A 13,974-nucleotide genomic window follows, 5' to 3' on the forward strand; every position below is an offset into this window, starting at 1 on the left:
GCGGGCTCAGAAGTTGATCCCGCCCAGGAGGCTCGCGAGGCTCTCGCCGCCCGCCTTGATGCTGGGGGCGATGGCGGTACTGGCGAGGTAGAAGCCGAACAGTGTGGCGACGATCGCGTGCGAGGCCTTCAGTCCGTCCTTGCGGAAGAAGAGGAAGACGATGATGCCGAACAGGACGACGCCCGAGATGGACAGAATCATTTGTGCTCTCCTGGTCGAGGGGGACAGTCACCATGAGTCCTTCCAGAGTCACAGCATGTATCCATACGACAAAAGGTGCAAATGGATGAATAGCGGCTGATTTCACTCGACTGACGGGGTGTGTTCTGACCCGTCCGAGCTGGGCTGTTGCGCCCGTCGCGGGCTGCTGTGATCTTTGCCTCGGACGACGGCGGTCATGTGCGCGAGAAGCCAGTACCCTGGCGATTCACCTGAACGGTTGTCATGGAGAGGCGGTCCCGGCGATGAGTGAAGCCCCCGACCCCGAGGTCGTGGAGCTCGCCACCAAGATCTTCGATCTGGCCCGGCAGGGGCAGACCGAGGCGCTCGCGGCATACGTGGACGCCGGCGTTCCGGCCAACCTCACCAACGACCGCGGCGACTCGCTCGTGATGCTCGCCGCCTACCACGGCCACGCCGACGCGGTGCGCGCCCTGCTCGCCCGCGGCGCCGAGGCCGACCGCGTCAACGACCGAGGCCAGACCCCGCTCGCCGGGGCTGTCTTCAAGGGTGAGAAAGAAGTCATCAAGGCTCTGCTGGAAAGCGGGGCCGATGCCACCGCCGGTACTCCCTCGGCCGTCGACACGGCCCGGATGTTCGGCAAGACAGAACTGCTCGAATTGTTCGGCGCACACTGATTCGAACATCCTGACCAGGAAGAACACGGAAAACGGGGGAGGCGGTACGGGGCCGCCGGAAATACGGTCGCGGTAGATAGAAGTGCCGGGTCATCATGACGTCGTGATTCACGGACGCGATGGCTGGGCAGGTGTTGCCGCACCGCGTGGGCCGTGACGCGGTCCGCATGGGCCACCGACGAGAGGCAGAGGAAGATGGTCTACAACAAGCAAGAGACGGCGGGCGCCTCGACGTGTTGTCACGCGGCCAGGTAATGCACGATCCCCGGTTGCGTCGACGCTTGATGTGAGGCTGTTTCCCATGTTCGAACCGGTCATAGCGCCCAGCGGTACGCTGCTCGGCCTGCTGCAGCGGGGCCGCGGCGACGGCACGCTGCACGCGCTCACCGCCCCGCGGGCCGAGGCGCTCGCGGCTCTGAACCACTGTGTACTGAGCGACCCCCGCCACGACTGGCAGGTGGAGAACCGGTCCCTGTACTACGCCCGTCTCTACCTCGACCTGAACGGCGAACTCGACGAGATCGAGCAGCACCTGTTCGACGCCGAGGACGTGCTCGACACCTGCGAGTCACGCACCGGGCTCGCTCTCGCGGTCCTCGGTCACCTCGCCTCGTACGGCAGGCGCGACGCGCTCGAACTGCTGCGCAGGTACGCAGCCTCCGGCAGCAACTGGGCCTGGGCCCTGGACGAGCTGGCCCTCCGGGACGACGACGAGGCGCTACGGGCCCTTGCCGCGCCCGTGCTGGCACGCTTCGCCACCGACGCCGAGGGCGAGGCCGAACTCGCCGCCGTCGTCCGCGACGCCTTCGAGCCCCGACCCTGGCGGCTGTGGGCCGACGATCCCCGTGAAGCGATCGCCACGCGTGTGCGTGCCGCCCAGGAGACCGGCTGTTTCGACCGCTGGCAGCGGCAGATGCGCCCCACCGGTCCCCGTCCGGGGTGGAGCGTGAAGGCCGTGTTCGAGTGGGCCCAGCAGGGCATCGAACGCGGAGCGATGCTTCATGTCCCGGCGGCCCGCTGTCTCATGGCCGTCGCGGGCCCCGAGGGCCGGCCCGAGATCATCGAGGCCGCCCGAACCGGCGATGACGGCGCCCGCTGTACCGCGTTGCGCTATCTCGCCGACAGCAATGATCCCGACGCGCTCGATCTGGTCGAGGCGGCCGTGTCCGACGGCTCCGCGGCCGTCGTGGACGCCGCTGCCGACGCCTTCGAACGGATGCGCAGCGTCGCCGCCGTCGACCGGGCGCGACGGTGGGTGCACCGGCCTGACGAACTGGGCGCCGCCGCCGGGCGCATGCTCGCCTGCCGGGGCGGCGCACAGGACCGCGATCTGGTGCTGGGGGCGCTGCGCGAGGCCGTACGAGGTGAGGGCCCGGACGCGCCGACCCTGTGGACCCTCGTTGACGGCACCGGACGGCTCGGCATCGTCTGCGCCGCACCGGTCCTGCGCCACATCTACCGCGAGACCGCCTCGTCCCACCTCCGCGGCCGCGCCGCCCGCGCGCTCGCCGCCACCGACCCCTCCTTCCCCGCCGGATTCGCCGTCGAATGCCTCTGGGACTGCGAGGAATCCACCCGCGAAGTCGCTGCACGGCACGCCGAGACCGGTGACACGCGCGTCGTCGACCAGCTCCGCCGCCTGGCCGCGGACCCGGCCGAGGAGGCAGAGGTCCAGACAGCCGTACGCAGCCGGATCGGGCCCGACATGCCCGCCGTGTGAACGACGGGTGACCCGGAAGTCAGACGCTCGTGGACACGGTCTGACCTGGGCGGGTGCGCAGCGCAACGCTCATGGGACGTTCCCCGTCCGGAAAGATCCACGTTGACGCGGCCACGTCCAGCGCGGCGAGAACACCGGTATGCGTGTCGTCATCGTGACCGAATCCTTTCCCCCCGATGTGAACGGCGTGGCCCACTGCGCGCTCCAGACCGCCCGACACCTCGTCGATCGCGGTCACACCCCCCTCGTCGTCGCCCCGGCCCCTGCGCCCGGAAGCAAGGCCGACGCCCTCGCGCCGTGCCCCGTCGTCCATGTCCCCTCCCTTCCGCTCCCCGGCTACCCCCAGGTCCGCGTCGCCCTGCCCAGCCGGCGCCTGGCCGCGGCGCTCATCTCGCACCGCGCCGACATCGTTCACCTGGCCAGTCCCTTCGTCCTCGGCGTGCGCGGCATGGCGGCCGCCGCGCGGCTCGGCATACCGGCCGTGGCCGTCTACCAGACCGACCTCGCCGGATACGCCCGCACCTACATGGGCGCCGGTGAGGCCGCCGCCTGGCGGCGCATCCGCTCCGTCCACTCGGCCGCCGACCGCACCCTGGCGCCGTCCAGCGCGTCACTGCACGACCTGGAGGCGCACGGTGTGCCCCGGGTGAAGCTGTGGCCGCGCGGCGTCGACACCGTCCGCTTCCGCCCCGGCCTCCGGGACGAGGCGCTCCGCCGCGAGCTCGCCCCGGGCGGCGAGCTGATCGTCGGCTACGTCGGCCGGCTCGCCCCCGAGAAGCAGGTCGAACTCCTCGCGGGCGCCTGCGGACTGGACGGCGTGCGTGTCGTCGTCGTGGGCGACGGCCCCAGCGAGCCCGCCCTGCGCGAACAGCTCCCGGGCGCCGTCTTCCTGGGACGCCGGACCGGCGACGAACTCGCCCGGATCTTCGCCTCGTTCGACGTCTTCGCGCACACCGGCCCGTACGAAACCTTCTGCCAGACCGTGCAGGAGGCCATGGCCAGCGGAGTGCCCGTCGTCGCGCCCGCCGCAGGCGGACCGCTGGACCTGGTGGCGCACGGGCGCACGGGCCTGCTGGTCCCGCCGCGCGACGCGGACGCCGTACGGGACGCCGTACGGGCGCTCGCCGACGACCCGGAACGGCGGGCCGTGTACGGCGCCGCCGGGCGGGCCACCGTCGAGGGGCGCACCTGGGCAGCCGTCGGCGACCGACTCATCGGGCACTACACCGACGTGCTCGCCGCACGGACGGCGGTGGCGGCATGAACGCGCGCGTGGAGAGCGGTGAGGGTACGCACGCGCGCGTGGAGAGCGGTGAAGGTGAGCACGCGCGCGTGGGCGGCGGTACCGGCCCGCTTGCCGCGGGCGGCCGAGGCACCGGGCTGCGGATCGTGCGGCTCGCCAACTTCGTGGCGCCCTCCTCGGGCGGCCTGCGCACGGCCCTGCGCGAGCTCGGCAAGGGCTACAGGGCGGCCGGGCACGAGCCGGTCCTCGTCGTGCCGGGCGAGCGTCACTCCGACCGGGAGACCGAGCAGGGGCGCGTCATCACCCTGCCCGGACCCCTGCTGCCCGGCACCGGCGGCTACCGGGTCCTCGTGGACAAGCGGCGCGTGGCCGCACTCCTGGAGGAACTCGGGCCCGACCGGCTGGAGGTCTCCGACCGTACGACGCTGCGGTGGACCGGCAAGTGGGCGCGGCGCGCCCGCCTGCCCGCCGTGATGGTCTCCCACGAGACCGCCGACGGCGTGCTGCGGACCTGGGGCCTGTCCGAGAACATGTCCCGGCGCGCCTCGGACGCCCTCAACATCCGTACGGCACACACCTATGCACGCGTCGTGTGCACGACCGAGTTCGCGGAGCGGGAGTTCCTGCGCATCGGCGCCCGCAATGTCGTACGTGCTCCGCTGGGCGTCGACCTGGAACAGCGGCACCCCGCGCTGCGGGACCCCGGGCTGCGCGACCGGTACGTGCGCGTGGGCGAGACGCTGCTCGTCATGTGCTCCCGGCTCTCCGTCGAGAAGCGGCCCGGAACGGCCCTGGACGCCCTGGAGGCGCTCCTGCGGCGCGGGGCGGGCGTCCGGCTCGTCGTCGCCGGGGACGGGCCGCTGCGCGCCCGGCTGGAGCAGCGGGCCCGGGAGCGGGCTCTGCCCGTGACCTTCCTCGGGCACGTCGGCGACCGTGCCCTGCTCGGTGCGCTGCAGGCCACGGCGGACGTGTGCCTGGCGCCGGGGCCCGCCGAGACGTTCGGGCTCGCCGCGCTGGAGGCCATGGCCTGCGGCACGCCCGTCGTGGCCAGTGCCTCCTCCGCGCTGACCGAGGTCGTCGGGTCGGCCGGGGCCACCGCCGCGGACCACGGGGACGCGTTCGCCGACGCGGTGGAAGTCCTCCTGGACCGGCCCGAGGACGAGCGCAGGCGCGCGGCACGCGCGCGTGCCGCCTGCTTCGGCTGGAGGACCGCCGTGGACGCCTTCCTCGCCGCGCACGACGCGATCGTCCCGCGCACGGTGCCGGAGAGTGTCGGATGAGACCGCTGCGCTTCGTGGCCCTCGGCGACTCCCTCACCGAGGGAGTGGGGGATCCCGTCGGCGGGGAATGGCGCGGCTGGGCCGCGCTCCTCGCCGACGGGCTCGGCCCGGCCGTCGACTTCACCAACCTCGCCGTCAGCGGCGCCCAGACGCGCGACGTCCTGGAGCGGCAGACCCCCGCCGCCCTCGCCGTGCGGCCGGACGTCGTGTCCGTCGTCGTCGGCGTCAACGACACCCTCCGCCGCACCTTCGACATCCACGCCGTCGCCGCCCGCCTCGACGAGGTGTACGCGGCCTTCCGGGCCCAGGGCGCGGCCCTGCTCACCGCGTGCCTGCCCGACCCCGGCGGCATGCTCGGCCTGCCCGGCGCGCTCGCCGGACCGCTCGCCCGGCGGCAGCGGGCCGTCAACACCGTCGTCCACGCCCTGTCCGAGCGCTACGGGGCGGTTCATCTGCACGCCTGCGAGGGCGCGTGGCTGACGGACCGGGCCATGTGGAGCGCGGACCGGCTGCACCCCGGCGAACGCGGCCACCGGCAGCTCGCGGTCCGCTTCCACGCCCTGCTCGCCGAGGCGGGCATCGCCACGGGGCCCACGCCGTCCGCCGAGCCCGAGTTCCCCGCGCCCACCCGGGCGGCCGGCCTGTGGTGGCTGGCCACCGCGGGCACCGGCTGGGTCGCCCGCCGCTGCACCGACCTGCTGCCGCAACTTCTCACCCTCGCCGCCTCCGAGGTACGCCACCGGGCCCGGGGCACCAGCGCCCGGCTCGACCTCAGCACCTCCCGCGCGGTGGCGTCGGCGCTGGCCGCGCTGTCGGTGGCTGTACCGGAGCAGCAGCCGGACGTGGCGTGACGTGCGCAGCCGGGGTCAGCGCCGCCGTACCGTCACGAAGTGCACCGGAGTGCCCGGTACGGCCTGGGCCGTACCGGGCAGGTCCTCCGGGTGGACGACCGCGATCACCGGGTACCCCCCGGTGGTCGGATGGTCGGCGAGGAAGACGACCGGGCGGCCGTCCGGCGGAACCTGGACGGCGCCCAGCACCATCCCCTCGCTGGGGAGTTCATCCGTGCGAGCGCGCTCCAGAGCGGGTCCCCCCGTGCGCAGGCCGATGCGGTTGCTCGCGGACGACACGACGTACGCGCGCGTGGTGAACGCCCGTACGGCCGCCGCGGTGAACCAGTCGTCGCGGGGGCCCAGGGTCACCCGCAGGACGAGCTCGGCGGGCGGCGCGGGCTGCGGAACGACGTCCACGCGCGCGTGTGCCCTCGCCGGTGGCCCCAGGGGCAGCACCGTGCCGTCGGTCAGCGGGGCCGGGCCGAGCCCCGACAGCAGGTCCGTCGAGCGGCTGCCCAGCACCGGCTCCACGGCCACTCCACCGGAGACGGCCAGATAACTGCGTACCCCGGAGCGCGCGGGCCCGACGTCCAGCAGGGCCCCGCCCGGAACCCGCAGCGGGGCTCCCCAGGCCGCCGGGCGCCCGTCGACGGTGACCGGGCAGGGGGCGCCCCCGACGGCCACGGTGACCGCTGAACGCGGGCGTACGGCACAGCCGTTGAGGGTGGTCTCCAGGACGGCCGCGTCGGGGGAATTGCCGACGAGCCGGTTGACCAGCGCGGCGGCGGGCGCGTCGAGGGCACCGGAGCGGGGCACACCGAGGTGGGAGTGGCCGGGGCGTCCCCGGTCCTGCACGGTGGTGAGGGCCCCGGCGCGCACAACGGCGAGGGCGCGGTCGGTCACAGTGCCCCCGCGGATCCCGAGGGAACGAAGCGGACCCGGGTGCCCGGCGTCAGCAGCGCGGCCGGCACGCGCGCGTGGTCCCACAGCACCGTGTCCGTCGTACCGATCAGCTGCCAGCCGCCCGGGGACGAGCGCGGGTACACACCCGTGTACGGGCCCGCCAGCGCCACGGAACCCGCCGGGACGGCCGTCCGCGGAGTCACCCGGCGCGGCACCTGGCGGGGCAGGCCGGTGAGATAGCCGAAGCCGGGCGCGAACCCGCAGAAGGCGACCCGGAAGTCGGCCGCCGCGTGGATACGGGCCACCTCGGCCTCGGCCACACCCCAGTGGGCGGCGACGTCGGTCAGGTCGGGACCGTCGTACCGTACGGGGATCTCGACGACCTCCTCCTCCGCGCGCGGGGGGACAGGCGGCACCTCCCAGGAGGCGAGGCGCTCGGCCAGGCGCGACGGGGCGTCGAGGCCGTCCAGGAGGACCGTACGGGCCGCGGGGACGATCTCGGCCACGGTGAGGTCGCCGCAGGCGCGACGGCGCAGCAGTTCGGCGTGCAGGGCCTCGGCCTCCTCGCCGGTGCTCACCTCGATCAGGAGCGCGCGGTCCCCGACCGGCAGTGCTCTCATGCGAACGCCTCCACGCGCACGCCCGAGGACTCAAGCCCTTCCCGGACCCGGCGGGCGAGTCCCACCGCGCCCGGGGTGTCGCCGTGCAGGCACAGGGAACGCGCCCGGACGGACACCCGCTCTCCGGAGTGGGACGGGACGGCGCCGAAGCGGGCCAGGCCCACGGAGCGTTCGACCACGACGTCCGCGTCGGTGATCACCGCGCCGTCCCGGTCGCGCGGTACGAGGGTGCCCTCGTCGGTGTAGGCACGGTCCGCGAACGCCTCGGGGACGACGGGCAGCCCGGCCCGCTCGGCCACCTTCAGGAAGCGTGAGTCCGGCAGCCCGAGCACGGGCAGCGCGGCGTCGGCGAGCAGCACGCCGTCGACCACCGCCGCCGCCTGCTCCTCGTCGTGCACCACACGGTTGTAGAGCGCGCCGTGCGGCTTGACGTACGACACGCGCGTGCCCGCCGCGCGCGCGAAGACCTCCAGGGCACCGATCTGGTACGCCACCTCGGCCGCCAGCTCGGCGGGCGGCACGTCCATCGCGCGCCGCCCGAACCCCGCCAGGTCCCGGTACGAGACCTGGGCCCCGATCCGTACACCGCGCTCGGCCGCCAGCTCGCACACCCGCCGCATGGTGACCGCGTCCCCGGCGTGGAAGCCGCAGGCCACGTTGGCGCTGGTGACGACGGACAGCAGCCGTTCGTCGTCGGTCAGCCGCCAGCGGCCGAAGCCCTCGCCGAGGTCGGCGTTCAGATCGATCAAGGTCATGGTTCCCATTCTGTTGGTCAGGCCACGCGGTACTGCTCGTCGCGGGCGTCGGTGAGGAACATCTGGCCGGGTGCGTGGGTGATGGCGAAGGGCGGACGCGAGGCCATCACCGCCGCCTGGGGCGTCACCCCGCAGGCCCAGAACACGGGGATGTCGTCCGGCTCGGCGGCCACCGGGTCACCGAAGTCCGGGCGCGACAGGTCCGCGACGCCGAGCCCCGACGGCTCCCCGCAGTGCACCGGGCTGCCGTGCACGGCCGGGAGCAGACTGCTCTCCCGGATCGCGGCGGCCAGGTGCTCGGGCGGGACCGGCCGCATCGACACCACCAGGGGGCCGCGCAGGCGTCCGGCGGGGCGGCACTGACGGCCGGTGACGTACATGGAGACGTTGCGGCCCTGCTCGACATGGCGCATCGGGACGCCCGCCTCGGTCAGCGCCCACTCGAAGGTGAAGCTGCACCCGATGAGGAACGACACCAGGTCCTCGCGCCAGACGTCGAGCACGTCCGTCGGCTCGGCCACCAACTCGCCGTGCCTCCACACCCGGTAGCGCGGCAGATCGGTGCGCAGATCCGCGCCATCGGCGAGCGGGGTCGTCCAGGAACCGGCCTCCGTGACGTCGAGCACCGGGCACGGCTTCGGGTTGCGCTGGCAGAAGAGCAGCATCTCGTACGCCCAGTCGGCCGGGACCGAGATCAGGTTCGCCTGGGTGTGTCCGGCACAGACTCCGGCGGTGGGCCCCGACACGCCCGAACGGAACCGTGCGCGCGCCTTTTCGGGGGTCCACGCGTGTGCGTGCCGGTCGAGAAGGGCCAAGGGACGGTCCTGGACGCTGACGAGGCTCAGCGGGCGGTTCTGGGTGGCGCGGTTCACTGGAGCTCCTTCCCACGGGTCTCGGGCAGCCCGAGCAGCGCGATCGCGGCCAGGCCGTACCCGATCGCGCCGAAGACCAGCGCGCCGCCCACGCCCCAGCTGTCGGCCAGGAAGCCGACCGTGGTGGGGAAGACGGCGCCCACCGCGCGGCCGGTGTTGTACGTGAAGCCCTGTCCCGTGCCGCGCACGGCCGTCGGATACAGCTCGCTGAGGAACGAGCCGAAGCCGCTGAAGATCGCCGACATGCAGAACCCGAGCGGGAAACCGAGCACCAGGACAAGGGTGTTGGCGCCGCTCGGGATGTTCGCGTACGCCAGGATGCAGATCGCCGAGAGCACCGCGAAGAGCCAGATGTTCCGCCTGCGGCCCAGCCGGTCGGTGAGATAGCCGCCGGTGAGGTAGCCGATGAAGGCTCCCGAGATCAGGAACGTGAGGTACCCGCCGGTGCCGACGACCGACAGCCCGCGCTCGGTCTTCAGGTACGTGGGCACCCACGTGGCCAGCGTGTAGTAGCCGCCCTGGACACCGGTGGAGAGCAAGACCGCGAAGACGGTGGTGCGCAGCAGGCCCGGCGCGGTGGCGGTGCCGGGCCGGAAGATCGCGGCGAACGAGCCCTTCTCGGTGCTCTTCTCGCGTGCGGCGGCCGCCTCCGGGGCGTCCCCGACATGACGGCGCACCCAGACCACGAGCAGCGCGGGCAGCGCGCCCGTCCAGAACATCACGCGCCAGGCGAGGTCGTCGTCCACGAGCGAGAAGACCAGGGTGTAGGCGATCACGGAGAGTGCCCAGCCGACGGCCCACGAACTCTGGATCGCGCCGAGTGTCCGTCCCCGGTCCTTGGCGCTCGCGTACTCGGCGACCAGAATCGCGCCGACCGCCCACTCGCCGCCGAAGCCGAGCCCCTGGAGGGCGCGGAAGACCAGCAGGGTTTCGTAGTTGGGCGCGAAGCCGCAGGCCACGGTGAAGATCGCGTAGGTGGCCACGGTGATCATCAGCGCCTTGACGCGCCCGATCCGGTCCGCGAGCACGCCCGCCGCGGCACCGCCGATCGCCGAGACGACCAGGGTGACCGTGGTGAACAGGCCGGTCTGGCCGCTGTCCAGCCCGAAGTAGGCCGCGAGCGCCACCATGCTCAGCGGCAACGTGAAGTAGTCGTACGAGTCGAGGGCAAAGCCGCCGAAGGCGCCCGCGAAGGCGCGGCGGCCACGCGGGCCGAGGGCGCGCAGCCAGCCGAACGCGCCGTCGTCGGCGGTCTGTTCACCCGTGGCCGGCCCGGCGTCGGCGGTCAGGGTCCGGGGAGGAGCGGGAGGAGTCGTGCTCATGGGCACCTCGCAATGAGGGACGGAGAGTGCATGAGGACTGAGCCGTGCCGTGCGGGAGGGCGGCGCCGGAGGGGAGCGGAGGTGCGGTCGGCGCCTGTCCAGCAAGGTAGAGGATCGTTGAACGATCCTTCAATACCCCTGTTGTTTCGTTCTTGTATCTGCGATTGAATTCCGGGCATGGCCGCCGAACTGACGGAACTAGCCGACGATCGCGCCCTCCTGGGCCGCACCAGCACCGCCGAGCGTGTCTCGGACATCCTCAGGAGCCGTATCGCCGAGGGGTTCTTCCCGCCCGGGACCCGGCTGTCCGAGGACAGCATCGGCGGAGCCCTCGGCGTCTCCCGCAACACCCTGCGCGAGGCGTTCCGCCTGCTCACGCACGAACGGCTGCTGGTGCACGAGCTCAACCGTGGGGTCTTCGTGCGCGTGCTGACCGTCGAGGACGTCGAGGACATCTACCGCACCCGAAGCCTCGTCGAGCGCGCCGTCGTACGCGGGCTCGGTGTGCCGCCGTACGCCGTGGAGGGGCTCGCCAAGGCCGTCTCCGACGGGCAGGAGGCGGCGCGCGAAGGTGACTGGAAAGGTGTGTCCACGGCCAACATCCACTTCCACCGGGAACTGGTCGCCCTCGCCGGCAGCGAGCGCACCGACGAGCTGATGCGCAGCGTCTTCGCCGAACTCCGGCTCGCCTTCCACGTGGTGGACGACCCACGGCGCCTCCACGAGCCGTACCTCGCCCGCAACCGCCAGATCCTCAAGACCTTGCAGGCGGGCGAGCGGGACGAGGCCGAGCGGCTGCTCACGGTGTATCTCGACGACTCACGCAAAGGGCTGGTCGAGGTCTACGGGCGGCGTGTCGCGGGCAGGGCCCAGGGCATCGACTGAAGGCGCCGGGGCAGTGGGCCCGCGCCCCGTCAGGAGCGCGGGGCTGTGACATGTGCGGCTCCGCCGCGTGGGCGCGAGCAACACGAACGGCTCGCACGCAAGGGCGAAGCCGCAGTCCTCCCGCTCGCCGAGCCGAGCGTTTGGGCCGTTGTCAGACCGAGGACCTAGTCTGTGCACCGTGACTTCGCCTGCATCGACGGACAGCGTTCCGCCCCAGCTCAGCGCGGGGCCGCGCCCCGCTCCGGGGCCGGCCGCCGACGAGGGACTGGCGCGGCGGCTGCGTGCGCTCGCCTGCACCGCGCCGCTGCACGACCTCGACGCGCGCAAGGCCAATCTCGCCGGTGAGTACTCGGTGTACGGCATGGCGGAGGTCGCCCTCGCCGCCATCGACCTGGTCACGCTGAACATGGACTTCGACACGGGCGCCGACCACGAACAGATCGTCGCCCGGCTCATCCCCCGCATCGCCGCCCAGGCCCCGCAGCGTCCCGTCGCCGAGCACGAGCGCGTGGCCCGCTGGGTCCTGGAGAACCTGATCAACGTCGGCAGCGTCGACCGCGGCTTCCGGGCCGTATACGGCACGTTCGCGCCCGACGGCACCTATGTGCGCCGCGACTACGACTTCAAGCTGATCGAGGAGGTCCCCGGGTACGGGGGCGGCGTCTACCTCCGGACGACCGACGAGGCCGTCAACGTGCTGGTGGGCGCCCTCGACACCGACGTCACCAGCGCCCAGATCGCCGCCGAGGTCAAGCTGGAGGTGCTGATCAGCCGAGGCCGGCTCGCCGACGCGCAGCTCGCCGCCGAGCAGGCCCGGTACCGCACCGTGCAGTACTCGGAGACGCTCAGGAAGGCGCTGGACGCCACCCGGCGCAATGTGCGGGCCGTGGACTGGCTCAACACCGTGCCCGACATGATCGCCGAGGCCCTCGACCACGTCGCCGACCGGTACCGCCACGAGAACGCGATCCTCACCAACATCCGCAGGGCCCGCGACGAGTCCGAGGACCCCGAGCACAAGCGGCGCGCCGCCGAGCTGGTCGACATCGTCAAGGACTGCATCCGGCGCCACACCCAGCTTCAGTCGCGGTTGCTGGAGGCCGGTCCGCTGTTCCGCGCAGAGCAGGACCGGCAGGCCTTCGCGACGCCCATGACGACGTCGGGCATCGACCTGTACGGGCATTTGGTCGCGCCCGTCCTCCCGCTGCCGCTGGAGCAGGCGGTCCGCGTGACGGACGCGTTCTTCGCGCGCGGGACGGGGTTCCGGACGCGGGCCTCCGTGCGCGTGGCGGACCTCGTCGATCTGCTGCTGACCCCGCCGGTGGAGCGTGAGGACCTCGGCGCGGAGATGCCCGAGCCCGACCTCATCGCCACGCCGGACGACAGCCGGTTCAGCGAGGGGCAGTTGGCCGCGGCGATGGAGTTGCTCGACCTGCCCGCGGATGCGCCTCGGCGGTTGTCCGGGCTGCTCGCGGAGGCGCGCCGTCAGGATCCTGAACTGCCGTATTTGGTGGCCTTGTTGGCTGTGCACGCGGCCAGTCCGCCGGTCGGTACCGCCTACCGGCAGGGCGAGCAGACGTTGCTGTTCGCCGTCGACGACGGGACGGAGCTGGACGATCCCGAGTTCGGTGGGGCCGACCTGATCGTGGGCACCGCCATGTTGGACGCGGCGGGGATGGCCGCGGACCGGACGGAGGCGGCGTGAGCGAGCACGACAACCAGGCGGAACAGCACACCGAGGAGTCCCAACCGTGACCGAGCACGTCGAGTGGAGTGAGCCGGAGGCCGTCGCCGCACCGGCGTCCGTCGCCGTCACCCCCGCCGACGCCGCCGACGCGGCGCGGCTCGTGGCCTTCGGGCTCCAGCCCAAGCTCCAGCCGGCCCGCGACCAGGAGTACGCGGAGCTGCTGCGGCGCTACCGGGAGGACCCGGCGTTCGCGCGGCTCGCCGACGCCGTGGCGGCCGGCCTGGGGCTGGTCGTGCTGGAGGTGTCCCCGCGCGCGGGGATGGCCGTGACGGCGGCCGAGGACTCGGTGTTCGCCGTGCGCATGGGTGACTACGCGCGCCGGACGTCGGCCGACTCCGGGGACCGGTTCCTGCACGGGCTCGCCCATCTCGCGGTCGCCGCCCTGGCGTTCCCACGGCCCGAGGACCTCGCGGACGACGGGTACATCGGGCGGGTGTCGGTCAACGGCGTCGACGCGTTCGTACGGCAGGCCTGCCGCCGTCTGGAGGAGCGGGCGGCCGAGCAGGGGGAGAACACCGACCCGGCGACCGAGGCGCCCGGCTTGGAGGCGGCCTGGCGGATCTGGGCCAGACGCAGCGCCACCGGGGCCACCAAGGACGCGCGCAGACTGGCGGGTTCCACGACCGGCATCGTCGGCAAGGCGGTCGCGTTCCTCACCGACTCCGGGTTCCTGCAGCGTACGGGGGACGACGGCGGCGGGACGTACCGGACGACGGCGCGCTACCAGCTCCAGGTGCGCGACATGGCGGGCGGCGCGGCCATGGCGGAGCTGCTGGAACTGGGTGTCGTGCCGGTCACCGACGGCACCGCGAGCCTGTTGCCCGCCGAGGACACCGAGGACCTGGAGCTGGTGGCCGACGCCGGGCTGCCGTTCCACTCGTGAGCCTCCTGCCCCTCCTGCCCCTCCTGCTTCTCCGAACCACCGTTACGACTGCGA

At 72.9% G+C, this 13,974-nt stretch carries 14 protein-coding genes; 8 read left to right on the forward strand and 6 right to left on the reverse strand.

The annotated features are described in order from the left end of the window. Positions 1–6: 6 nt before the first annotated feature. Positions 7–201 carry a hypothetical protein gene (locus ACWD3C_RS16320; protein ID WP_451144340.1) on the reverse strand — a complete coding sequence of 65 codons (195 nt, stop codon included), beginning with the start codon at positions 199–201 and terminating at the stop codon, positions 7–9. A gap of 263 nt (positions 202–464) precedes the next feature. Between ACWD3C_RS16320 and ACWD3C_RS16325 the strand changes: the two genes are divergently transcribed. From ACWD3C_RS16325 to ACWD3C_RS16345, 5 genes are all read left to right on the forward strand, one after another. Continuing rightward, positions 465–857 carry an ankyrin repeat domain-containing protein gene (locus ACWD3C_RS16325; protein WP_451144342.1) on the forward strand — a complete coding sequence of 131 codons (393 nt, stop codon included), beginning with the start codon at positions 465–467 and terminating at the stop codon, positions 855–857. A gap of 301 nt (positions 858–1,158) precedes the next feature. Further along, complete coding sequence (locus ACWD3C_RS16330) at positions 1,159–2,577, forward strand: HEAT repeat domain-containing protein (RefSeq protein ID WP_451144344.1); 1,419 nt, start codon at positions 1,159–1,161, stop codon at positions 2,575–2,577. 139 nt (positions 2,578–2,716) lie between these two features. Further along, a complete protein-coding gene (locus ACWD3C_RS16335; RefSeq protein WP_451144346.1) occupies positions 2,717–3,841 on the forward strand; it encodes a glycosyltransferase family 4 protein in 1,125 nt (374 codons plus the stop codon). Next, complete coding sequence (locus ACWD3C_RS16340; protein ID WP_451144348.1) at positions 3,838–5,100, forward strand: glycosyltransferase; 1,263 nt, start codon at positions 3,838–3,840, stop codon at positions 5,098–5,100. Before ACWD3C_RS16335 ends, ACWD3C_RS16340 begins: the two co-directional genes overlap by 4 nt. After that, positions 5,097–5,951 carry an SGNH/GDSL hydrolase family protein gene (locus ACWD3C_RS16345; protein ID WP_451144350.1) on the forward strand — a complete coding sequence of 285 codons (855 nt, stop codon included), beginning with the start codon at positions 5,097–5,099 and terminating at the stop codon, positions 5,949–5,951. Before ACWD3C_RS16340 ends, ACWD3C_RS16345 begins: the two co-directional genes overlap by 4 nt. A 15-nt stretch (positions 5,952–5,966) precedes the next feature. On the opposite strand, the gene ACWD3C_RS16350 is transcribed toward ACWD3C_RS16345, so the two are convergent. From ACWD3C_RS16350 to ACWD3C_RS16370, 5 genes are read right to left on the reverse strand one after another with little or no spacing between them, the layout of a single operon-like run. After that, positions 5,967–6,836, reverse strand: coding sequence for a 5-oxoprolinase subunit C family protein (locus tag ACWD3C_RS16350; protein WP_451144352.1), 870 nt, complete (start codon positions 6,834–6,836; stop codon positions 5,967–5,969). Beyond that, positions 6,833–7,456, reverse strand: coding sequence for a 5-oxoprolinase subunit B family protein (locus ACWD3C_RS16355; protein ID WP_451144354.1), 624 nt, complete (start codon positions 7,454–7,456; stop codon positions 6,833–6,835). Before ACWD3C_RS16355 ends, ACWD3C_RS16350 begins: the two co-directional genes overlap by 4 nt. Next, on the reverse strand, positions 7,453–8,211 hold the full coding sequence (locus ACWD3C_RS16360) for a LamB/YcsF family protein (protein WP_451144356.1): 759 nt from the start codon (positions 8,209–8,211) through the stop codon (positions 7,453–7,455). Before ACWD3C_RS16360 ends, ACWD3C_RS16355 begins: the two co-directional genes overlap by 4 nt. A gap of 17 nt (positions 8,212–8,228) precedes the next feature. Next, positions 8,229–9,083: a putative hydro-lyase gene (locus ACWD3C_RS16365; protein WP_451144358.1), complete on the reverse strand. Its 855-nt coding sequence runs from the start codon at positions 9,081–9,083 to the stop codon at positions 8,229–8,231. Next, positions 9,080–10,405 (reverse strand): MFS transporter, encoded by a 1,326-nt coding sequence (locus ACWD3C_RS16370; RefSeq protein WP_451144360.1) that lies wholly within the window; start codon positions 10,403–10,405, stop codon positions 9,080–9,082. The genes ACWD3C_RS16365 and ACWD3C_RS16370 overlap by 4 nt, the downstream gene beginning before the upstream one ends. A gap of 177 nt (positions 10,406–10,582) precedes the next feature. Here ACWD3C_RS16370 and ACWD3C_RS16375 point away from each other — a divergent pair, with 177 nt between their 5' ends. The 3 genes from ACWD3C_RS16375 to ACWD3C_RS16385 all read left to right on the forward strand — a co-directional run bounded on the left by ACWD3C_RS16375 (position 10,583) and on the right by ACWD3C_RS16385 (position 13,920). Continuing rightward, positions 10,583–11,290 carry a GntR family transcriptional regulator gene (locus tag ACWD3C_RS16375; protein ID WP_451144362.1) on the forward strand — a complete coding sequence of 236 codons (708 nt, stop codon included), beginning with the start codon at positions 10,583–10,585 and terminating at the stop codon, positions 11,288–11,290. 178 nt (positions 11,291–11,468) lie between these two features. Next, entirely contained in the window at positions 11,469–12,995 is a 1,527-nt protein-coding gene (locus tag ACWD3C_RS16380; protein ID WP_451144364.1) for a hypothetical protein, read from the forward strand. A gap of 46 nt (positions 12,996–13,041) precedes the next feature. Beyond that, complete coding sequence (locus ACWD3C_RS16385; RefSeq protein ID WP_451144366.1) at positions 13,042–13,920, forward strand: hypothetical protein; 879 nt, start codon at positions 13,042–13,044, stop codon at positions 13,918–13,920. Positions 13,921–13,974: the final 54 nt, after the last annotated feature.

The organism is Streptomyces sp. NPDC002845 (genome assembly GCF_053591955.1).

Bases quoted from the DNA above. Each gene is read 5' to 3' on its own strand.
- ACWD3C_RS16320 (WP_451144340.1), bottom strand. From the start codon at position 201: ATGATTCTGTCCATCTCGGGCGTCGTCCTGTTCGGCATCATCGTCTTC.
- ACWD3C_RS16325 (WP_451144342.1), top strand. From the start codon at position 465: ATGAGTGAAGCCCCCGACCCCGAGGTCGTGGAGCTCGCCACCAAGATC.
- ACWD3C_RS16330 (WP_451144344.1), top strand. From the start codon at position 1,159: ATGTTCGAACCGGTCATAGCGCCCAGCGGTACGCTGCTCGGCCTGCTG.
- ACWD3C_RS16335 (WP_451144346.1), top strand. From the start codon at position 2,717: ATGCGTGTCGTCATCGTGACCGAATCCTTTCCCCCCGATGTGAACGGC.
- ACWD3C_RS16340 (WP_451144348.1), top strand. From the start codon at position 3,838: ATGAACGCGCGCGTGGAGAGCGGTGAGGGTACGCACGCGCGCGTGGAG.
- ACWD3C_RS16345 (WP_451144350.1), top strand. From the start codon at position 5,097: ATGAGACCGCTGCGCTTCGTGGCCCTCGGCGACTCCCTCACCGAGGGA.
- ACWD3C_RS16355 (WP_451144354.1), bottom strand. From the start codon at position 7,456: ATGAGAGCACTGCCGGTCGGGGACCGCGCGCTCCTGATCGAGGTGAGC.
- ACWD3C_RS16360 (WP_451144356.1), bottom strand. From the start codon at position 8,211: ATGACCTTGATCGATCTGAACGCCGACCTCGGCGAGGGCTTCGGCCGC.
- ACWD3C_RS16370 (WP_451144360.1), bottom strand. From the start codon at position 10,405: ATGAGCACGACTCCTCCCGCTCCTCCCCGGACCCTGACCGCCGACGCC.
- ACWD3C_RS16375 (WP_451144362.1), top strand. From the start codon at position 10,583: ATGGCCGCCGAACTGACGGAACTAGCCGACGATCGCGCCCTCCTGGGC.